This window comes from Providencia sp. CIM-Carb-044 (assembly GCF_033901115.1).
In the GTDB taxonomy this organism is placed as follows: domain Bacteria; phylum Pseudomonadota; class Gammaproteobacteria; order Enterobacterales; family Enterobacteriaceae; genus Providencia; species Providencia hangzhouensis.
This window is the reverse complement of record NZ_JAXADV010000001.1, coordinates 276281-298945: the sequence shown is the minus strand read 5'-3', so window position 1 is coordinate 298945 and position 22665 is coordinate 276281. Positions and strand designations below refer to the sequence as shown.

Here is a 22665-nt window from a genome sequence, read left to right as displayed (position 1 = left end):
CACTTTATGTGGGGGCATAGGATATTCAACGAGATGAAATCAGAACATTTAGTCATTAAAATCGGGAGCTCCCCTTTAGATACTCCTGAATTTATTGCTCTTAAAACAGAATTTAACAAGTTAAGTCATCCTGCACGTCCGGAGGTCAGTTGGACGCTTATTGAATCACTTTGTTTGTCTCTTTTTAAAAATCATGGTATTGACCTACAAAGCGGTGCTTATTACACAATTGCACGACTACAACGCCATGGACTCAGTGGCTTTACTGAAGGCTGCGAATTATTAGCGAGTGTTATTGTTACTCATTGGGATGCGTTATGGCCTGAAAAACCGAATCAACGAACAGAAGCACTCAACTGGTTTAATACAAAGGCTAGCGCCCTGCTACGCCAGCAAACCTATGAAACAAAAGACCTCCGTTTGGTTTACCGCTCAGAACGCGCGCTACAATTAATCATTGATAAACTGGCTAAAACAACGTGGGAAAAACTGCCTAAAATTGAAAACTTGTTATGGTTCTTTCAAAATTTAGCCAAACAACTTGAAAAACAGGAAGAATATGCAAAACAGAATACATCCGAATCTGTCACGCTCCCGCCTTTAGTGTATATCCAACAACCTGCTAAACAGGTAGAACAACCATCACCAACATTTATTTTTGAACCCCCAGAGCCCGCATCAACATTAACAGTAACAACTAAAAAAATGAGCGCTACCCGTGGTTTTATATGGGGTTGTGTGCTTAGTAGTGCACTCTTTTTAGTCAGTGGATTTAGCGCCTATGTTTATTTTAAACATGAGATGGAGGCTATAACGTCCATTCCTGAAGGTGCTGTTGCCAAATGGTTATTTAAACCCGAAATAAATACCTATGAATATCATTTAGCTTTGCTCGAAAAGCGTTCCCCTCTCGCTAACTTGAAACTGATCGAGAACATGCAAGAAAAAGCAAAATCTTATTGGCCTGCGGATGCTGATCAGGCTTACTTCAGCCGAAATTGGCAAAACCAATATGAGGCGCGTTTAGAAAATATGCCTATTAATGATAGTTGGTCTGAAACAGCAATGTTGTTACAGCAACTTTCAAATAAAATTATTCAACAAGAAAAAAACCGAGGTAGTTTTACATTATCCTATTTAAAAACTGCCATCTATGACATTCAAAAACAGCACAATAAAGTGGAGCCTATTGAAGAAAAGCTCCGTCAATTATCGCTACAAATTAAAAATGGGCAGCCGGTTCCCCCTGCCACACTCATCAATATTGATAATAAAATTAATGGATTATTAGCTCGTTACTATGAATTACAAAAACAAGCAGAGCAAAAAGGTTTAAAACCCAGCTCATATTCATCTTTTGGATTAAGTCATGAGTGAAATAAAATATATTAAAGAAAAGCAATACTTACAAAAGCTATATAGTGAATATGCAGATAAAAAGCCACATTTAGCTGATGTATTAGATCCTCAAGATCCGCAGACAAGCTACCTATTAGAAGGGTTTGCTTTTTTATCTGCGCGTTTACAGGATAAAATTGACGATGCATTTCCTGAAATTACATTGCCCCTACTGCAACGACTAGACTCCCAAGCTATAAAAGGGCTTCCAGCAACGACTATTGTACAAATTGACCAAAGTGAATTGCTTTCTTTTCCAGTAGAGATAAATAAAGACCATCTTGTCTTAGGTAATAATGGGGCTCGCTTTAGTTTTTGTCATGAATTCGTCGTAGCACCCTATAGCCTTCTCGCTAGAAAAGTGATTCAGCACCCAAATCGTTCTTGTATTTCACTTGAATTACAGTATCGAGGTGAAACTAAATTTCATTCAACAAGTTCACTTGATGTTTTTTTAGGAGCCAATAAAAAAACATCAGAAACCTTACTACTCGCATTTAGCCAGTATTTTGAAAAAATTGAAGTCGTCCATAATCATATTCGCTATGAGGGAGATCCACTTAACTACGCTTTCGAGCCCAAAATCGGAAAACCCTATAAAATATTCCCACAAGAAAATGCATCACTCAGCGCTCCACAGCAATTATTGGAAGGCCTTTATTTACCTCATGTTCATCATTTTGTTGAGCTCAATATTCCCCAAGTTGTCACTGAGTTAGATTGGGAGCAAGAAAGGCGTTTTACAGTTAACATCTATTTCAATCAACAGCTTCCTTTGACACAAGAGGAATGTGAAAATAGCTTTTATTTAAACTGTGCTCCGGCAATGGATACCGAAGCACAACACACCTTGCTAATTGATTTTAAAGAAAATAAATCAAGTTATTTGCTTCCTATCCCTAGCCATCACTACTTGGCTGACCTCTTTGAAATTCAACTTTCACTTGAGCCACATGAACAAGAGAGAGGCATATATTGTCATTTTTATCCTACGACAGAATTAACGGCATCTTCACGCCTTATGCCTCAATACCATAAAACCCTTTTTTACTCCTTAACGATGGAGAAAAATATCACGGGGCATACTCTTTATTATTTAAACTTTTTTGATAATAAAGGCGCCCCTATGGTAACACCGCCCAGCTTACATTTTTCATGTGTTTATATAGGCTTTGAACGTAACCAAAAAAACGAAATTGGCTTATTAAACCAACACAGTGAAAAAATGCCTGACGGAATTAAAACAGGAAATATCACATTGTTGTCACCTTGCTATCCTCCCATCGTTAATAACCACCATTTTTGGCAATTATTATCCCATTACAGTGCTAATGCCTCAATGCTAATGTCATTAGAAAGCGTAAAACACTTAATTGCTGATTATATTCTCTATCGAGATACTGATAGGCAAGTGACACGAAGATGTGAGCGATTATTATCTGGGCTCATTGAGCTGAAAACACATTTATATGACCATATCTTAAAAGGTAAACCCTACCGGTGCTTATCTTTATCTCTACTACTTGATAACGCTCAATATGAAAGCGAAGGTGAAGCCTTTGTATTTACCACTCACCTCTATCACTTTTTCCCATTTTGCCTATCCGCGAATATGTTATTAGAGATGTCGGTGACACTGAATAACGAGAAAAAAACAAGGTGGCATTTATCCCCATCCCCCCTAAAAGGACATAAGTCGATGATTTAACTATCTCTTAATGAGTAACTAATTAAAGTATCCCAAAGACTACCTCAATATAGTAAAGGGGAGCATAAAAAGTGTGGCGCAAAAACGCTTCAATTGCATCCCCACCCCATGAACCTATGAGGCAGCGTTGCCTGCTTTTAAAGTTTCAAGGTTGCAGTGACTCGCTGTTGTAACGGGCGAATAATCCTATCTCTGTTTAATGGCTAGAATTCATAAAACCCATCTCACTGCGGCGAAGGTATTCTTGCCCAAACTCATTGTTCAGCTCGCAATCACAAGAACTCAGTCTATTATTTAATTTATATTATTTCAGTAAATATATCATAGAAAATAAGAATGATATTTTAGATAAACTTGATTACAGGTGTAATTATTTTCCTTAATTCTAATAAATAATCAATAGCATTTACTTTGTTAGATGCATTAAAATTTAATGTTTCTAGTTTTTGGATAATGGGATCAAAGCAATAAATTTCATTTTTATTTAATCCCCCATATTTTTCAACTAAAGAAAGAAAAAAGACCATATTGATAACGACTCCAGCCTTCATTTACCCAACAATTAAGTAAGTTATCGGGTAAAATAGTTTTCCATCTCACAATATATTCAGGTGAAACATAACGAGAAGTTGTTGCTTCACCAAGACTATCGATTATTGATGCGAAGTAAAGATCTCTCATTATGCTATCCATTTGAATCTAAATATTAATTTCATTAATTTCTGGTTCAGCCAATTGGGCTAAAATAGACAAATGAATACGTGCATCGACTTTTTGTATGTATTTAATATCAAGTTCCCCACCTAAAATAATCGCAGGTTCAAAACCAAATATTTCATTATCACCAAGAGGCCCAAATTTTTTTACCGCTTTTTCAAAAAGACCTTCTTTACTGTGTCTATCTATCTTAGAAAATGCAAATAGAGTCTCTATACTAATGTTTAAACTTTTTTCAGTATGCTGTCTTTTCAATTCCTTAGTTTGTACAAATAGAGTATTAAATGCCGTGTTAATAACTACACACTGCCCTGTTTTTTCACCACATAAATAGATATTCCCAAATCCATTAATGGCAATTGCATGAAAACTATCAATTTCCTCTAAATAGGTGTTTTCCAACCACTCATCGACAATATCCTCATAGTCATCAGGATCTACAATTGTAAATAATCCATTATAATAACTACTCCATCCTTCATTGTGCCAATAAGTTAAGAGTAATTCAGGTAACTTGCCTCGCCACTTTTCAATTTTCTCTTCAGAAACATAACGTGATGTTGAGGCTTCGCCAAATTTATCAACAAATAATTCAAAAGCTTCATCGCGCATCTTATTTTCCTTTTCCTCGGCAGACTTCTATTAACTATAAGGCCTAACAATCTTATGCCATGCCGTCCCATCATAAAGGTCTACACTATAATCACCCGCTACCACTAAAATACCGTCACGCACATCCATATGACCAGACAGAAGAACGGTTTCATCACCATCCATCGGGCGTACCATTTCATTGCCGTCCCAACATTGCAAACGGTAGTCATCACAAGCCCAGACTTTATCTTCAAACCTGCGCAGCTGATTCAGTAAAATCGTCGAGCCACCGTGGTACAATTTTTCCCATTGAAATTCACGACCACGCCATAAGCTGCTGCCTTCACCACCGATATATACATAACCATCCAGCGCGCACAGCACACCATGCGCGAGCTGATGGCGGAGTCTATCAGCGGCTAAAGGGAAAGCTGAATGGACCTTAAAAATGAAGAAGCCAGAAGATCGAAGAATCTTCTGGCCATTCTTAATCATTTAATTAGTATGCTATCTCTAATTTCTCTAACAGCTGGAGTTAATTCAAAACAATTTTCTAATGATTCATCATCTAAAGACCAGTGTTCTATTAGTTGTAAATGAATTTGATGATTATCAGATAATAAAGTCAAAACTTTTATTATCAAATCATCTTTCTTACTATTTTGAAGCAATAAATCATTTACAATATCAAGCATTAATTCCATTAATTCATTCTTTTCAAATGTATTATATTTATCATTCGAGTATGCTTGAATGTATTTCTTTAGCCATTCTTTTGTTCGATATAGTTCTGGTAATTCATAGGCCCAATCTTGAGTGTATTCATCTCCCATTGGCAACCCTAAGTCCATAGCTAATTGATTGATACACATAAAATAAAACCTCCATTTAATTGGGATGAGATGAGCTATATGGAAACGATGTCCTAATCGAGCCATCAGGCTTTACAACTACTCTAGCCATATCCGGTTTTATTTCTACTCCATTAGGTAAATATCCACGACCGCTTATATTATTGGGCAAGGGGACATCATGTACACCAGGTCCTTTTTTAGCAACATCAGAAATAAAATTAGCAGCCGCATTATCATCTAAATACTGCCCTATCTGATGATTTTTAGCCCTGGCTCTATCCATAAGTTGCTGAGGTTTTAATTTTTGACCATGATCAATAAATGTATGTCCATAAGTTGGTTTGCTTTTAGGATTTCCCCACTTCAGCTTATCACAACAGTCTCCCGCCAACCCAAACGGATCAACAAACCCTGTCGGACAATGCACATACCCATAAGGATTAAACCCACCCAGTAGCCCTATTGGGTCAGGGGAGATATACTGCCCACTGTCCCTATCATAATACCGAAAACGATTGTAATACAAGCCAGATTCCGAGTCTTCATATTGACCCGCAAAACGAAAGTGGCACTCCGTATAATTGGGGTCATTGTCAGCAAGGCCATCGCGGGATTGCCAAAACTGCATCTGCCCCCACGTATTCAGCCGCCCTGCCCAACTCGCCTTGCCCGCTTCGGTAAAAATCTCTCGGGGCGTGCCTTGGTGGTCAGTCACCACATAATGCAACTTGCCATTTTGATAGCGCGCCGTCGGTGTGATTGCACCCGGTTCGTACAGCCATTGCACTTGCGAGTCATAAGCGATTGTCCCATCCGCATAAATCGGCGTTTCTTCCACCAGCTGGTCACCCGACCACAAATAGTGCCATGCCGTCACTTTGGGCTTAAGTTGGGGAAACAGTGGATTGACATAAGCCGCTTGGCTATCCACGGTTTGCGTTTTACTCAGCCTGCGACCAAACGCATCGTAGGTATAGCGCCAACAATCCCCTTTTGGTGTGAAACACGCGGTCAGTTGGTTTTGTGTGCTCCACAGATAGCGCCATTCCTTTGGGCGGTAACCATGTTCATAAACGATTTTCTTCTCTAGCCGCCCATTCACATCGTAATGGTAAAGTTGATACCCCCTTGCCGTATCCCGCCGCGTAACACGTCCTGCTTGTTGTTGCTGGAATAACTGCAACATCGCCCCTTTCGCATCCGACGGCAATGTCATGTGCTCGGTGAGATTCAGGTTCGCATCATAAAGGAACTTTTCATCGCGATTGCCAATTTGGTTACTGTATTGGGTTTCGGTGATTTGGTCGTTCGCGTTATACCGATAAGTTGTTTGCTTCCAACGGTCATCTTCAATACGCACCACATTGTGTGCACGGTCGTATTGATAAGAACGATGCACATCAGTACAAAATGGCGGCTGCTGCGGATTCTGTTGCAGTGATTGCAAGAAGTTTTCACTGCCACGCCCCGCCCGTTGATGGGCGAGTAACCCGGTGGCGGTGTAATGGCTAGAGTTGACAAACCCCGCGTCACTGCGGCGAAGGTATTCTTGCCCGACCGCATTGTAGCCGAATTCCAGTGGCGCATGCTGATTGATTTGCAGTGAGGTGAGTTCGCCGAGCTGCCCAAAGGCATAATGAAGTTCACGATCACCGAAAGTGGTACGCGCTAACGTCGAATGGTCGCTGTCCCAATCATATTTGATTTCTTGACCATTGATTCGCTCACACGTTAAACGCCCCTGCTCATCATATTCAAATTCAACCACTGAATCGGGGTTGGTGGCTTTCACCAATTGCAAACGTGCGTTGTACTCATAGGTCGTGGTCGATAAACATTTATTTTCAACGCCATTATCCAGCCATTCACTTTGTTCAACAACCAACCCAGATACATCATAACGCCAACGTAATTCGTGTTGGTCTGGATAACGTGTTGCTATTCGGCGACCTAACTGATCATAACGGTGCTCTTGCACTCGCCCTGTAAAGTCGGTTTCACGAATAATTTGCCCCGCGCGGTCACGCTCGTAGGTGTATTTATCCCCTGTAGCGTTAATCACCGCTTTTAAACGCGTCAAAGAGTCATATTCAAAACGGACTTCTGTACCGTCGGGACGTACCATCGCCAGCAGTAAATCAAAGGGGCCATAACGATAACGGGTGATTTTGCCTTCACCGTCCGTGACAGCAACCACACGGCGTTCGCTGTCGTACTCGATATGTTGATGAACACCGTCAGGTAAAAGAATATCACTGACACTGCCGTTTTCACTGGCATGCTCTTGGCTATAGTGGTAACGCGTCGTGTGTTTCAGTGCATCGGTATATTCTTGCAAGCGCCCCAGCTCATCAAACTGATATTCGGTGCTATTTTGGTATGGATTCTTTGTTTTGATTAATTGATGGGTGCTGTTGTATTCATATTGCCACTGCGCCCCATTGGGGTGAATGGCTTTAAGCAGTTCACCGTGTTGGCTGTATTCGTAGGCTTGAATGTGACCCTGAGGGTCAGTGAGGGTCGTTAGGTTACCTTGGCTATCATAACTTAACTGCCAGACATCACTAGTCGGAGACACCATTTCAATAAGTTGTCCACGTTTATTATATTGATATTCAACTGAGCGATCATCGGGATAAATAACTTGGGCTAAGTTACCGTCATAATGATAAAGAAAACGAGCCGTCTCCCCTAACTCATTGGTTTCACTGATTTTGAGATTATTTTCCCACTCTGTTAAGGTTTTTCGCCCTAATGGGTCAATGGCATGGGTGACCAGCCCCGCATCGTTGTAGTAATAATAAGATTGCCCACCTTCATTATCATAGAAGGTGGTCATGCGATGAATATCATCATAGATAAACCCACCGCACCAATAGCCTGATGGAGAGTGATTACGGATGGCTCTCCCTTGTTCATCATACTCTAGGTAATAATCCGTTTGGCCAGTATCATGCCAACGGGTCATATACCCTTCGGGAGAATATTCGTGCCACAAATGGTTTTGCTGAAAAGCATCACATTCGCTTAAATACCCCAGTTCATCATACTGACACGTCACTAAAGGTTGCGTTATTGATGAATCAACTAACGAGATAGTCTGGAGTTGATGTTGCTGGTATTCCAAACGTAATAAGGCTTGCCCATTACGCGCAATGAGATTTAGTCGGTGTTCCTCATCATAATGGAAATCAATGCGCTGCTGATTATTATCCGTAATAGCAGAAAGGCGACGGGTTGTGCCACTGTGATAATTAAAATGCTGAGTCAGTTGAGTGCGATTGTCGAAGAGGGAGATTTCTCCCTTTAGATCACCCGATAGCAAGGCGTGAGCATAATGGGTATGACGAATAGTAAAGCGCTCACTATATACAGGGTAAGTGATCGCCACGCCTTCCTCGTTCCAATAAACCAATTTATTAGACGTGATATCTAAACGGGTTGACCAGTTATCCGTCCATTTGGCGCCGAACAATCCTATTTGCGAAGCCGTTGAGCGGTAGGTTCTTTGTAATTGAACTGGCAGCAGCCCTGGCAGCGAGAGAACTGACCAAACCTGGATAAAATCACCCGTCGCCACATTCACTGGGTCGAGTTTACACACGGCACTGCCCGTAGGCCCATCAGGTTTTTTCGTATTTACCACATTTTCATTTTTAGGGGGTGTGGCAATCGTGACATTCTTTGCTGCTGGAGCTTCTTTTTTGAATAATCGAGGAAGTGCTTTGAATCCTGTCTTGATTAAATTTGCAGCAGCTTTGGTCAAAAAAGCGTATTCAATGATTTCCTCTGCTACCGCCCCCATTTTTTGCCCTTCAGTGGTTAACTCAAATTGTGGAAGAGTTGGCAAATTTTCTTTTTTCTTGAGTTCCTCAACCAATTCCAGCGTTTTTTTAGTGTGTTCTTCTGGAAGAAAAGGGGCTGCAAGATAGGCTTGAGATTCCATTTCATAAGCACCTTGCAGTGCCGCGCCCTGCAATAACAATTCACTTAGTGAAATGAGTGAATTAGCAAAGTTTTTAGCACCACCAATGATGACTTCACCAGATTGCTCGTTAGCCATCCTCTCCATTTCATTCATTTGAACATATGCATCTCCCCAACGCTCAAAAAAAGATTTTTCATCATCATCTTTTTCTTCTTGTCTATTAATTAACGCTGCTTCGGTTGCAATATTATGCGCTTTCTCTACGGTATACAGCAGGCCTGGCACATTACCGTTATTCATCATCACATCAGAGCCGTGATAAGCCACAGCGTTACCACAAAAACGAACGGTTGGGGAACCACTGGTGATAACACAATTACCGCCACCTTGGCTTGTACCTGAAATAATGCCCGAACCCGCATTACTCTGAGTGCCTTTAATAACACTCCCGACGGTTAACGTCGGCACGCCATTGACACGAACACTTTTGACATACGACTGCTCTGAACTTAATTGCTGATAACTATCAAAGGGAACTACGCTATTACCCACTTTACAAACATCAGGCCCTGATGAGACAACACAATAATCCCCTTTTTTATTTCCGACGACTTTTTTCATGCCCGACATTATCCTTATGGTAGCTTGTAAGCCTTAAGTTGCAGCACTGTATCTGCCTGTAAAGCCGCTTGACTGTATCGCCATGTCAAATACAACTTTCGCTCATCTAATGACACATGCACGGTATCAAGATTGAGTTGATGATATTCACTGGCTTGTTCCGGTACTTGCTGCTCTGCTAAAAAACCGATTTTCGGTAAGGAGAGCGTGACTACGGGGCTTTCAGCAAATACACCTTTTAGCGTGAGAGTTTCATCCCCCTTAAAATAGGCTTGCTGTTGGTCAACAGGCGCTCCCATTAAAAAATCATTCTTAAAATCAGCTGGGTAATAAGGGCGAGTTTCATTGAGCCACAAGTCATCATACGTTCCCGCATATTGCATCCGCTGTTGCCACCATCGGCTATATAAACCAAACCCGGCAACGGGAGAAGAGACACCAATTTCATTTTCTAATTGTGGATAGGTAATTTGCGGTGCTGCATATTTCTCAGACGTATTCAATTTTGTCACGTCATACCAACCTACCCCTATCGGGTTATCGGGATAAGCTTGCTTCTCATGGTGACCACCAAATGCATGCTCATAAATTAACGGCAATGCCGTAATCGGCAATGACTCTGTGAGTCGCCATGTATCTTGGTATTCCCAATAACGCGGCCCACTCAAGGTCAGTTGCTTATTGAGTGAACCAAGGGTAAACCCACTTTCCCAATGAGGAACGGCTTGCCCTTCGAGTGCACGTGCGGTACCCGTTAGATAAAGTTCCCCTCGCGGTTTATGGAGCACTAAATCCGTTTCGACTAATAAGCTGCTATTTTCGGGTGTAGTACGGTATTTATCAGCCATCACAATAGGCAATTGTGTATCGGAAAACTCACAATAGTTTGTCGTGGGGTTAATATCACACGTTGCCTTGATAACGACAGTAAACCAGTGCTCATTCATATAACCGAGCTTTTCAAACGCAAAATGAGGAAACGGCGTTTTATTTATCACTTGAGCCAACATGAAAAGACCTCAGTTAATATCCACATCTTTACCCGTAATCTGCACTGGGCCTGATGCTTCGAACTTAAATTCCGTGCCATTAATCGTGACATGACCGCCACTGTCCATACGTAGAACACTTGCGCCACAACGCAGTTCAATCACATCGCCCACATTGATTGATAAGGTATTCCCCACCGTGATGCTCTTGTGTTGCCCCACCGTTTCCGTATTATTTTTATCAATATTTTCAGTTCGATTGCCTTTGACCAGCATGGCTTGATTGTTATCAATAACCTCTATATGGTCATGAAGCACATGTGTGGTACGGTCATTCAGGACTTTGGTATTCATATCCTTCTGGGCATGTATAAACACTTCCTGTTTGCCGTTTTCATCCTCAAAGCGCAGCTCGTTAAACCCTTCCCCTTTATGGGTTTTCGTCCGAAACGTGGTGCGGGTTTTATTTTCAGGAAAACTGATTGGAGTCGCATTGCGACCATCATAAGTACAGCCCGTGATAATCGGCCTATCAATATCCCCATTGAGGTAACTAATCTGAACGACCGTTCCGATGCGTGGAACCGCAGAAAAACCATAGCCGCCGCCACTCCAGCCCATCGCAACACGCACCCAACACGAAGCACTATGGTCAGGCTCTCCACGTCTGTCCCAGTGAAAATGGACTTTCACCGCACCATGTTCATTGACATAGATTTCTTCACCCGGAGGGCCCACGACAGTCGCAACTTCATCACCATCCGCGGTTGGTTTATAACGATAAGGTGGCCGCCACTCTTGCGTACCAGGGATAAAAGAAACGCTGTTCGACAACTGAGTACCATCCCCTCCGCCATTGTCTGCCAGAGGCTGGACACCATGATGACTCACGCTAATAACTTGCCAACTGTCATTCATTGGGAGGTGAGGATGATTTGATAAGGTGAAGATTTTACCGGGCATCAGCGCAAAGCAGTTTGTTGTGGCACTACCCACCTTGCTCCCATTACGTAACTGTTCAAAACGAATTTGGGTGAGTGGTTTGCCCTCTTCATCTAATTGAAAGCGACCGTAACTTTCAAAGACGCTGTGCTGCCCACCCTTTTCCAATTTATTTTCATGTCTAAGCGGGTAGGAAGGGCGAATGAAATTATTGTCTTTATGAATGGTTTCATCCACACACAAGTATTCACCGTACTGCCATGTCATGGCGGTACTGTCGCTGATATCCGTATCCGCTTGCGGGTTATACATCAGGTTAATTCCCGCCGTCATCCCCATGTGTTCGTCACTGTAAAACAATTGGTTTTCTTCAAACCAAAAGTTAATCCCTTCCTCAAAGGCGAGACGACACCAAAAATCAAAGGCGGATTCTCGCTTTTGGGTGGTGTAAATACGTTTGGGATGTAAGTCATCACGGTAAAACTTGCAGTCCGACTTCACATGCGCTTCATCCAGCAAGGTTTTTAATATGGTCAGTACGTTTTGATTTTGAAAAATACGGCTATCTTGATTAAGGGTCATTACCCACATTTCTGGACGAATATCAAAGTGATACCACGTCTTTACGCCATCCGTATTCCCTTGAACCGCCCCGGCTAAAATGCCATTCACTTTACGGACTTGGACACCATCACGCTTGACTGTTAAAGAAGAGGCGACGCCAAGGTGTTTCTGAAAATCAATAAACGGTAAGGCACTAACAGCACTAATCGAAAGGGAAAATAACGAAGACAACCCTTCCGTTAAATTAAATTCGGTAACTTGAAAAGTTTCATCGGGTAGCCCAGCAATTGAGCATGTAAACACCAAGCCACTTTCCAGACTTCCCATGCCTAGTGCATCTAACAATGCCCCGTGAGCGGCTTGTAATGCCTGACTTTCTGAAAAAGTTTGTCCACCACCAAGTTTTAATCCACCACCAAATCCACCGCCATGGATAAGCGGGTTATTGGCTACACTGTTCAATTGGGATGTCGCCTGAGTTGCCATGGAGGCCGCAGTTGATGCCAAAGCCCCCCCTTGCTGTGCTAATGCTGTCGCTTTTTGTACTTTACCGGACACCAACTCATTGACTTTAGATTGCACTTTATTTTTAACTTGATTTACCGCTTCATCTTTGACAATAGAAACGGGGTCAATGGTGGTTTTTTTGGGGTCTTTGCTAAACATCACTAGTCTCCATGACAAAATGGATAAGAAGCGGGGAACGAAATAAAAGCGATGACGAGCCCAAAAGAGCCCGTCAAAAAGGTATTACGCCTCGAGCGGTGCGCGCCAGTCATCAGCACCCGATGTGCCTGCAACCGTGTGCTCCCAGTCCACTTTGCGGTAAGACAGAGATACTTCGATTAACTGCGTGAAATCGGCTTTTGCAGGGTCTTGGCAGTGAGGCATTTGGCAGTCAATATTGACGATGGTTGCATCGGTTAACGTGGTGGTGAAGAAATGCTCTTGTTTACCTTCAACTGAGGTGCGGTACCATTTCAGTTCCACTTTCGGCAGCATTTCGCCTGATGCTAAGGCGTTATACAGTAGCGGAACGGCTTTATTTAACGCAACAGTAAAACGGAACGGCTTGTGTGCACGTTGGCCTGAAGGTTGGCCGGATTGTGGGTCTGTCGGCACAGTCACAACGTGAGAAAATTCTTGCACTAACATTTGGTCTTCATGACCTTGTACATAGATGTTACCCACAGAATCCGCAGTAAATGCACCGGCAGTGATGTTGCCTTGGGTTTTTCCTTCAATGGAAATATAGCATGGAGTTGGCATAGCGATATCCTTTATCAAGAATGACAAATTGAGTTAAGTAAATATAATTAACTGTTAATTTCCGTCATCTCAGCCAGTGCGCACGGTAATATTTGAGTTAAGGATAATAAAAGCTTATGGATAGGCTGTAAACCTAGCGGCCTTTTTGTATCTCCCTAGGATAAGTGACTTAGCGTAAACTGGTTGAAATATCGCTATATAATTTCAGAAAAACACTAAAAATGAATCATAACCGAATTATCATCGAACAAAAAATAGACCAAACTGCGATAAGCCCAGTAAGTTCTAATGTACATAGAAATAAACTATGTAACCAAATATTTCAATCTACAAAACCATCATAACTATATGATTTAATATAAATAAAACAAAAAACTCAAGTTATCTTCACTACTAATAAAATTATCAGCTTAAGCTGGCAGTGTAATTATCTGCTAATCTCAAATTAATAGTGATTAGTTTCACTTAAGGTGTAACAGATAATTTTCATCGGTGAGCAGCCAATTTGCCGATGAGGAAAAAGGAATTCTAATCTTATTTATCCCATTCAATACCCTGTGAATTTTATCGCATTCAACTAGCAATCTGTTCCGATTATAAGAAAGATGGCGTTGATTGTGGCCTGCCCGTCACTTGTTATTCTCGATCTTCCTCAGAGCCAATATTTATAATCTTAAATCCCCGTATCTCATCAGATTCTAAATATCGTAATATATAAAAAATGCGTTAGCCTATGATATAATTCGATTAAAACATGATAAAAAACGACTAAAAAAGACAAAATGAGCGACCAATATGAAAGTTATAAGTAAAAAAAATAAATATATCAGTTTTAGAAATAACGGAGTTTTTTTGATTACCGCAATAGTCAATTCAACTGCCTGCTTTTTTTTATTTGGTGTCATTGGTGGAACATTTGGTCTTTTAACAACTCTATTCTCTAATATCGTTTATGATACAAAACCTGATAGTAGTAATATTTTTTATGTGTTTTTTTTATTATGTTTGGTCATCGTTGGTGGGGGCATTGGCTTTATACTAAAGTTAACAGTTTATTTTTATATATACTTATTTATCTTATCATATTGCTATTATCTATTTTATAAAAAAGATGATTACTTAGACCGTACATTTCCATTTTTAATTATCTTTTCTTCCATGGGAACAACACTTGACTCTATTAGCATTGACCTGCCAATGGCCTATATCTCAGGGATTGCTATTAGTCTAACTATTTTTAGCTTACTAAAACATAAAAACTTTGAAAGTCATGCATTTAAAAACGGATTATTTTCAAAAGAAATATATCATAGTGACGAAAAAATATATATACGAGCTTTCTTGTTCAGTTTTTTCCTATTTTTAAGCCTTTCAATACCTGACTATCTAAATTTATATAAACCTTATTGGGCTCCCCTTACATTCATTATGTTACTCCATCCAAAAGAAATGCATATAATAAAGGCTACTTTACTTAGATTTTTAGGAAGCCTATTGGCGGCTGTTTTTGTCATTTCCATGTTTAGCATAACAAAATCAAAGGAAACTTATATTTACTTAGCAGTTTTAGCTTTAATTGTATTTTTAATTCCAACACTTTTTCGTTTAAATTATCTACTAAAAACATTTTCTATTACTGTTTTTGTTCTGCTTCTTCTTGAAGAAACTCAATTTTTACATGATCCAAGTTACTTACTACCGATATCAAGGGCATACGAGACATTTATTGGTGGTGCTATTGCAATCCTTGCTAGTTTAGTTTTAAACATTTTTAGAATTATAAAGAAAAGTGAAATTATAAATTAATAGCAAGGAAAAACAGGGAAGCTTCTTCTTAATAAACTATGAAGCTTCCCCTCTTTTTAGACCATAACAAACGCAAGTTATGATAAAAAAGCGAATGTGGTTTTATCAAATTGTCGCATATACATTATTTATTTTCACGTCTCTTACAATACCAATGGCTAAACCAACGTGTAATGTAAATATAAATCAAAATAACTAATGTAACAATAAAAACATCCATATCTAGAGTTTTAGTATCAAATCCAATTATACTTATGAAGATCACGGGTGATAATATTAAAAGCATTATATCAAATAATAATTGTAATCTATAAGGCTTTGAAGTGATCCCATGCCATATTGATTTACCTATTTTCATATCAAAAACCTCTTACTCACTTATAAATTTTAAAATATCAGCATGAGAGCTAACTGTATTGTCTATTACCTACTGAATATCCGATATAAATAGCAACAAATCCAATAACGATACTTAAAACCAAATAACTCATTCCAACCAATAAAAACTGCGGAGACTTCATTATTTCTACTGCACCGTAAACGAAGCTAGAAAATGTCGATAATCCTCCCATGATCCCCGTAGCTAAAAAGGCATTCATCCCTTGGCTTATTTTATTTCTCATAAGTAAGCCTGCAACAACACCCAATAATAAGGAAGCAACAATATTTGCTACAAATATGTCAAGAGGGAAATGATTATTCATGGTAGGAACAGACACCATCAGTAGTTCTCTGGAAATTGCCCCAATTGCACCACCAATAAAAACTAAGATCATAATATTCATTTTTAGCCCCTGTTAGTTTGCTAACCAAGCACCAATAAATGCCGCAGCTAACCCAAATAAAACCGAAAGTAATAAGTAAAATAGTGCGAGTAATTTCTGTTTAGTTTGAGTCAATTTTAAAGCATCAAGTTGCATACTACTGAACGTCGTATAGCCACCGAGTAGCCCAGTTAAAACCGCTGATTGAAGAAATGTCCCATAACGGTCATCCCAATCGATCGCAAAATAACGGCTTAAAAAACCAATAACAAATGCGCCAGAAATATTAATAATGAATGTGGATAATGGAAACGTCCCATGATAACGTTCCCCCACCAGGCGACCAATCCACCAACGAAGTAGTGAACCAATACCGCCACCTGAGCCAACTAATAAAATATCAATAGCTACCATTGCGGTCCTCTCTATTTAATATCATAAATTAAAGACATCATTTTTAAAATAAAATTTAAATTACACACATTAATTCAACATTATTAATCACTAGTCGTTAAATGATAATATTAAATGACCCGTAATTTTATTTAGCCTTATAAAACAGTTCATTCTGATATGGCCATATTCCAAATCGAGGTACACACCTTTTCCAATAGAAATTTATTATGGCTAAAAACAATCATCGATAATGGTCTTTCTTCAGAAAGTTGAATTAAAAACTGCCATATATCTTTCTGCAGATGCGCATCTAATTGTGCAGTAATTTCATCTGCAATTAAAACTTTTGTTCTTGGGTCTAATGCTCTTAATAAGGCAATTCGAGCAAGTTCGCCACCAGAAAGTTCACTGGGCCTTCTAGCCAACCACTCTGATTTAATAAACAACCGTTCAAGGTAGTATGGATCAGGCTCCCAAGCATCCTTCACGCTTTCACCGACTGTTCGATAAGGGTTAAAACATTTTTCAGGGTGCTGAGGAACTAACTGAATAGGGCAATACCCTTTTTGAGTTAATTTTTTTCCATTAAATAGCACATCGCCTTGCGTAGGCATTTGCCATTGGGCTAATACACGACCTAATGTTGTTTTACCAAAACCACTCGGTGCTGAAATCCCTAGACGCTCATTTTTATTCAGTGAAAATGACACTGAATCCCATAATGTACGGTTATCTTGCTTTATACATAAGTTTTTGACTTCAAACATACTGAAACTCTCTATAAGCTAATAGATGGATAACCAAACAACAGCAATAAAAATACAAATAATGGAAATAATACCGCCTGATTTTGTAAACTCTAAAAACGATATTTTAATACCATGAGCTGAGGATTGCTCAACAGCAATAATCCCAGCAATACTGCCAAATATAAATATATTACCTGCAAAACAAGCACCTAAAATTAAAGCAGCACCTAATAAATCAACATTTCCATGGGGGTAAACAAACTGGATTAATAAAATCACCGTTGGTGTTGTCCCTACAAAAATACTCATCACGATGGTGACCAAAAATAACGTAATAGGACTATTTAGATCGATACCTTTACCCAATAAGTAGTGCAATACCTCCTGAGGGATACCTGTATTGGAAAATGCGGTATTAATAATAAATAGGCCCATCATTAGAAGAATTAAGTCACCATTAACATGCTTTAACATGTCACTGGATGCTATTTTTCTGTTTAACAATAAAAAACAGGCTGCCGATAATGCAACAAGCTCACGCGGAAAATCACTAAATAAAAACGCCAAAATAACAATAAATAAAACCGTAGCGGCTTTTATCGTTTCCCACCAATTGAATTCAATAATCGAAGGCTCAACATTGGGCATTAATGACTTTTTGTCTTCAGATAAATACCAACGATTACGATAAAGCAAGGTAATCACACACCATACAATAGGAACTGAAAATAAGACTGGAATGGCTGTAATATTGAGTATTCCAATAAAAGATAAATCCAATCCTTGTGCCACAACCATATTTTTAGGGCTACCAATTAAAGATCCTGCGGCACCATTATTGGCCGCAAAGCAAAAACCAAGTAAAAATGGAATAGGGTTAAGCCCACGGGATAATGTGACGGAAACTAATAAAGGTGTCATCGCCACCACCACAATATCGTTTGTAAGTACCGAAGCAAGAAGTGCCCCAACAATGATAAAAACAGCCATTAATTTAGGAGGGCTAATATTTAAGCTCGCCACTTTTTGTGCCGCTTGGTGATAAAAACCGGATACTGTAAATGATGCAGATACTACCATTAAGCCAAATAATAGCCCAATTGCACTATAATCAATTGCATCCCAAGATAATTTTGGCGAGATAATCCCAAACCCTATCATGGCTAATGCACCCGCTACAGATGCGCCAGTACGGTCAATTTTAATCCCTGGAAAAGTCCCAAAAGCCATTGCGACATACACTAAAATAAAAATAATAACGGTTAGATCCATAATAAACTCTCTATCTCTTATCTATATTTTTATTTCTTCGTATAAATGATAAAACTGTAGATACTCAAGTAGCAATTTTACCATTGGGCCCCCCAGCATATTACGAATCTAATATGTTGTTTGAAAAAATAATATTCTCCATCACTTGGTTATTAATGTTTTCACCAAAGATCATTTTAATCAAAACTTCACTTCCTAAAGATGAAAGCGAAATAAGTAAATCTGCATGTAATAGCTGCATATTTTCGTAATTTTTATCATCATTTACAGCAATGACGCTTTTAATATTTCCACCGACAATTTCTTTCGCAGCTAACATAGAGATGGTGTTTTCCGAATCAGAACCACCAAGAATAAATAAGGCTTTTGCCTGACCTAAGTTAGCACTATTTAATGCATGTTTATTGATTTGTTCCGTGGTAATAACTTGCGCATTATCTGGATAGCTCTTTTTTTGATCTTCATGGCAAAGTACCATGACGTCTAAGTCACGCTTTCTTAATCCGTGGTAGGTGTTTAAAGCTAAAGGGCTTGCGCCAACAATAATATAGTGGTTTTTCATACGGAATAATCTCTTCTTAACAATTTCTTGTGTGCTTTTTGCAAATACCCCTAGAAAATACACAATAGAGGTTGTAAAAATTGTAATACCTAAAATAACAATCGAAATTGTAAACAGTCTTGCCTCAACACTAATCGGAATAATGTCACCAAAGCCCACCGTCGTCATACATACCAAAGCAAAATAGAATGCAGATGAGATGTCAGTAACATGGGGTTGAAATTGCTCGCCTAAATATAAAGTACCAAATACAGAATAACCCAATAGTACGCTTAAGCTCATGAAAGCAACAAAGCCTGCACCAGATAAGCTATGGCGATTAAATGCTTTCCAATTTGCAACAGCAATAATCAGAACGATTAGTGAAAAAGTTCCAGTCAGGACATTTTCTCTTGCTAATACCAAGTTAATTAACATGATAATAAACAGCATAAAACAGCTAAATAACCAACCGATACGTAGACCTAAGTAAATAGGAATAGCAAGAATAATGAGTACAACGCCAATAGCAAACCTTGGAATATCTAATAATTTAACCAGCCCTAATGATTGTAGCCAATCAACAAAACCTAGATGTTGAGGATATAAATGAAGATCATAAGTTGAGATGATGGGGAGAATAATCAATATCCCATCAGCAAGTATTAATAATGCGAGCACTAAGCGTAGCATTCTCATATTTTGAATATATTTATATATTGCATTTTTTTTCATAATTGAGTACCAAAAGTTTTTAGTGCCAATATTACTGTCGATGTTTAGGCATAATATCTTGGTTCGGTACTAGAAATAACCATGATGCGAGAACAAATGGCATCGTTAAGGTCGGAATACCAAATGGTTCAAGAATTATGTCGAGTGCCCCTTGAACAAATACGGTAAATATCACACCAACGATGGCATAGACGACCACGCGATAGCTCGGCTTGTTAAAGGTAGAACCTAAAGCAATTGCGGTTAATACAGCACTAAACGAATATAACCCTGTATGAATACTCGCAAAGTCACCTTTTAAAAGAGTTGCAACAATAAAGGCAAGAAGAGAACCAAATACCGCAAATATCGCTGCCCATATAGAACTAACCGCTAAGCCAATGACAAAGATGATGCCAACAATCATGCTACTAAGTAAAAAAACTTCAGAAATACCACGGAAAACATCAGCAACCAGATCGCTATGCGGAATTAACCCAATAGGTTCAATAAGTTGTTTAGGTAGTGCAGGAGTCGGTAATGCAACGCCTTCAATACCTAAGAAATTGTAACTCGCGAGCAAAATAATCCATGATACTAAAACAAAAGGTGCTGTTAATGCTGCAACTTTCCAATTCTTAAGAAAATCCATTAAAGAGATAGTCGCTATAACCGAAACGATGCTCCCCAATACGATAGTTACCCAAACAAATGGGGTATTCTCTAAGAAAGTCGGTAATGCAACACCCACTAAACAACCATTGTAACCATAAAGCCCCGAACGCAACGATTCAGTATCTAATTTACTAATATAAGCTGTCAGTGTAGCGACAACGGTACCTAACAAACAGCCTAAAGCGACTTGTGGCATTCCTTCTAAAAACGCACCGATGAAAATCGCAATAAAAAATAGAAGTCCGGTTAGTGCGTTATTTTGAAACATAACTTGAGCACATCCACGCAAGACGACATCAATAAATTGAATCGTCATATTTTTGCTGGCTAACTTATTCCAAGCGTTCTGATTTATTATTTTTTCCATCGTGAAATTCCTTAATAGGAATATCAGTAGAGAATTTATAAAAATCACTCTACTGATAATATATTAATAAATTACCTTGATAACCTAGCAGGTTATTTCAGTCATTTTATGACAATCATTACCACATTGTATTAAATGCAATAAGATACATTTAATACATCGAACCATATTTAACGCCATAAAAAAGGCTCTTGTAGCGAAATACCTAATATTTCTTCTCTCGCTATTTGCCAAAAATACCTAACAGCATCCTTTACTTTTGGACTATCAACACCCAACGCTTTAAATATTAATCCACAATCATTCGGTAATTGAGTTGCACCAAAAGCAATTTCATTTTTCGGGTCATATATCGCATCTAGACGTTCTAAAATACGTTCATGGTGAATTTTAGGTGTCAATAAAATCACATTGCCAAACGTATCGAAGCTATCCATAACTGCGGTAATGTTTAGCGGTGATTTTTTTGGCTCTAAAATGTATTTCTCAACAAATAATTCTTTATTGGACGATGACTCCGCTCGAATATGTGATGAGAAAACATCAAAGCCAAACTGTTCGTCAGGATGATGATACTTTCGTCCTGACATCAATATTTCTGAGTAAATCATCGTTGCACTTGGGTGAATATTAATCCGCGTGTCAGTAATAAACCGAGAATTACGGTGAGGAATGATAGGATCGGGTAAATATTCTAAATACCCATCCTCCTCAACAATAATATTTTGGTACTGAGTAGCATAGTTCGCTTCCATCATATGAACTTTGGTCGCAGATTGCGTTGTCACATGAGCACAAGCACCCTTTTCAACTATAATATCAAGGGCTTGCCTATCACCTTGTAATAAGCTGCCAGAGGTAGAGATCATAGTGACGCAGGGTAGCTGGGGCATCAATTCATCCCAATACAGTGCTTTTTGCACTAAAGAGGGAACACGACGCTCCATTTCCACCAGCTCACTACGATATTCTCCCTGAGCAAACCTTAATTTTAGGTAACCACTTTTACCCACAGCACCACTTTGCATTTGCTTCGGTTCATCTTGATATGCGGCGAGTTCAGGGGCATTGCAGCCTAAAATATGAGCTTTAACACGCGTTGGAGTATTTGCTATATCTGCCCTGAAATTCGTCATCTTTACCCCCTTGGAACTTGGTGCGTAAAGAGGAATTTATCCATGATCATATCAACTAGCTCAACAACCCCTTCCCCTGTTTTACAGTTAGTTAGTACGTAAGGACGCTCCCCACGAACAACTTTAGTGTCATGCTCCATCACTTCAAGGCTAGCACCAACATAAGGCGCTAAGTCAATCTTATTAATAACTAAAATATCAGCTTGTACTAAGCCTGGGCCATTTTTACGTGGGATTTTTTCACCTTCAGCCACATCAATAACATAGATGTAAAAGTCCGCGAGTGCAGGGCTAAAGGTCAATGTTAAGTTATCTCCACCGCTTTCAATCATGATCACGTCGCTATCAGGGAAACGTTCTTCCATGTCTTCAACTGCAGCAATGTTCATACTTGGGTCTTCACGTACCGCAGTGTGAGGACATGCCCCGGTTTCAACACCTAAAATTTTCTCTTCATCAAGAATACCTTTCAAGGTACGTTTTACTTGTTTCGCATCTTCGGTCGTCACAATATCGTTTGTGATGATTAGTGGTTTAATGCCTCTTTCAATAAGGATCGGGGTGATCACTTCAATAATGGCTGTTTTTCCTGAACCAACAGGCCCACCAATTCCGATCCGAGTCATTTTTTTCATCATTTTTCCCCAAAATTTTTAGTTGT

General features: G+C 39.3%; 19 protein-coding genes. 3 read left to right on the top strand and 16 right to left on the bottom strand.

Annotation, left to right across the window (positions count from 1 at the left end; translation table 11 throughout):
• The first annotated feature begins 33 nt into the window (after positions 1 to 33).
• Both SJ312_RS01260 and SJ312_RS01255 read left to right on the top strand, forming a co-directional pair.
• A complete protein-coding gene (locus tag SJ312_RS01260) occupies positions 34 to 1377 on the top strand; it encodes a VasL domain-containing protein (protein WP_036957892.1) in 1344 nt (447 codons plus the stop codon).
• Positions 1370 to 3106, top strand: a complete 1737-nt coding sequence (locus SJ312_RS01255) for a type VI secretion system baseplate subunit TssF (RefSeq protein ID WP_112308196.1) — start codon at positions 1370 to 1372, stop codon at positions 3104 to 3106. Before SJ312_RS01260 ends, SJ312_RS01255 begins: the two co-directional genes overlap by 8 nt.
• 501 nt (positions 3107 to 3607) lie before the next feature.
• On the opposite strand, the gene SJ312_RS01250 is transcribed toward SJ312_RS01255, so the two are convergent.
• The 8 genes from SJ312_RS01250 to SJ312_RS01215 all read right to left on the bottom strand — a co-directional run bounded on the left by SJ312_RS01250 (position 3608) and on the right by SJ312_RS01215 (position 13584).
• The gene (locus SJ312_RS01250; protein ID WP_144140139.1) at positions 3608 to 3787 is read right to left on the bottom strand and encodes a GAD-like domain-containing protein; all 180 of its coding nucleotides are present in this window, start codon (positions 3785 to 3787) and stop codon (positions 3608 to 3610) included.
• A gap of 18 nt (positions 3788 to 3805) precedes the next feature.
• Positions 3806 to 4435 (bottom strand): GAD-like domain-containing protein, encoded by a 630-nt coding sequence (locus SJ312_RS01245; protein WP_319866743.1) that lies wholly within the window; start codon positions 4433 to 4435, stop codon positions 3806 to 3808.
• 30 nt (positions 4436 to 4465) lie between these two features.
• The gene (locus SJ312_RS01240) at positions 4466 to 4912 is read right to left on the bottom strand and encodes a hypothetical protein (protein WP_319866741.1); all 447 of its coding nucleotides are present in this window, start codon (positions 4910 to 4912) and stop codon (positions 4466 to 4468) included.
• Positions 4909 to 5289 carry a hypothetical protein gene (locus SJ312_RS01235; protein WP_110591481.1) on the bottom strand — a complete coding sequence of 127 codons (381 nt, stop codon included), beginning with the start codon at positions 5287 to 5289 and terminating at the stop codon, positions 4909 to 4911. The genes SJ312_RS01240 and SJ312_RS01235 overlap by 4 nt, the downstream gene beginning before the upstream one ends.
• Before the next feature lie 16 nt (positions 5290 to 5305).
• On the bottom strand, positions 5306 to 9820 hold the full coding sequence (locus SJ312_RS01230) for an RHS repeat-associated core domain-containing protein (protein WP_319866739.1): 4515 nt from the start codon (positions 9818 to 9820) through the stop codon (positions 5306 to 5308).
• Between the two features lie 14 nt (positions 9821 to 9834).
• On the bottom strand, positions 9835 to 10830 hold the full coding sequence (locus SJ312_RS01225) for a DUF2169 domain-containing protein (protein WP_004256048.1): 996 nt from the start codon (positions 10828 to 10830) through the stop codon (positions 9835 to 9837).
• 9 nt (positions 10831 to 10839) lie between these two features.
• Positions 10840 to 12981 (bottom strand): type VI secretion system Vgr family protein, encoded by a 2142-nt coding sequence (locus SJ312_RS01220; protein WP_319866737.1) that lies wholly within the window; start codon positions 12979 to 12981, stop codon positions 10840 to 10842.
• Between the two features lie 84 nt (positions 12982 to 13065).
• Positions 13066 to 13584 carry an Hcp family type VI secretion system effector gene (locus SJ312_RS01215; protein WP_004250011.1) on the bottom strand — a complete coding sequence of 173 codons (519 nt, stop codon included), beginning with the start codon at positions 13582 to 13584 and terminating at the stop codon, positions 13066 to 13068.
• A gap of 795 nt (positions 13585 to 14379) precedes the next feature.
• Here SJ312_RS01215 and SJ312_RS01210 point away from each other — a divergent pair.
• Entirely contained in the window at positions 14380 to 15390 is a 1011-nt protein-coding gene (locus SJ312_RS01210) for an FUSC family protein (protein ID WP_110591475.1), read from the top strand.
• A 407-nt stretch (positions 15391 to 15797) separates the two neighbouring features.
• Here the strand turns inward: SJ312_RS01210 and SJ312_RS01205 are convergent, their stop codons facing one another.
• The 8 genes from SJ312_RS01205 to ureG all read right to left on the bottom strand — a co-directional run bounded on the left by SJ312_RS01205 (position 15798) and on the right by ureG (position 22639).
• Positions 15798 to 16175 (bottom strand): CrcB family protein, encoded by a 378-nt coding sequence (locus SJ312_RS01205; RefSeq protein ID WP_110591474.1) that lies wholly within the window; start codon positions 16173 to 16175, stop codon positions 15798 to 15800.
• A gap of 12 nt (positions 16176 to 16187) precedes the next feature.
• Positions 16188 to 16568, bottom strand: a complete 381-nt coding sequence (crcB, locus tag SJ312_RS01200) for a fluoride efflux transporter CrcB (RefSeq protein WP_004256057.1) — start codon at positions 16566 to 16568, stop codon at positions 16188 to 16190.
• Between the two features lie 149 nt (positions 16569 to 16717).
• Positions 16718 to 17317, bottom strand: a complete 600-nt coding sequence (locus tag SJ312_RS01195; RefSeq protein ID WP_004256058.1) for an ATP-binding cassette domain-containing protein — start codon at positions 17315 to 17317, stop codon at positions 16718 to 16720.
• Between the two features lie 18 nt (positions 17318 to 17335).
• Positions 17336 to 18571, bottom strand: coding sequence for an SLC13 family permease (locus SJ312_RS01190; protein ID WP_110591473.1), 1236 nt, complete (start codon positions 18569 to 18571; stop codon positions 17336 to 17338).
• A gap of 100 nt (positions 18572 to 18671) precedes the next feature.
• Positions 18672 to 19847, bottom strand: coding sequence for an ion channel (locus SJ312_RS01185; protein WP_004256060.1), 1176 nt, complete (start codon positions 19845 to 19847; stop codon positions 18672 to 18674).
• 31 nt (positions 19848 to 19878) lie between these two features.
• Positions 19879 to 20868, bottom strand: a complete 990-nt coding sequence (gene yut / locus SJ312_RS01180; protein ID WP_004256061.1) for an urea transporter — start codon at positions 20866 to 20868, stop codon at positions 19879 to 19881.
• A gap of 170 nt (positions 20869 to 21038) precedes the next feature.
• On the bottom strand, positions 21039 to 22004 hold the full coding sequence (locus tag SJ312_RS01175) for an urease accessory protein UreD (protein ID WP_004256062.1): 966 nt from the start codon (positions 22002 to 22004) through the stop codon (positions 21039 to 21041).
• Between the two features lie 2 nt (positions 22005 to 22006).
• On the bottom strand, positions 22007 to 22639 hold the full coding sequence (ureG, locus tag SJ312_RS01170) for an urease accessory protein UreG (RefSeq protein WP_036957900.1): 633 nt from the start codon (positions 22637 to 22639) through the stop codon (positions 22007 to 22009).
• Positions 22640 to 22665: the final 26 nt, after the last annotated feature.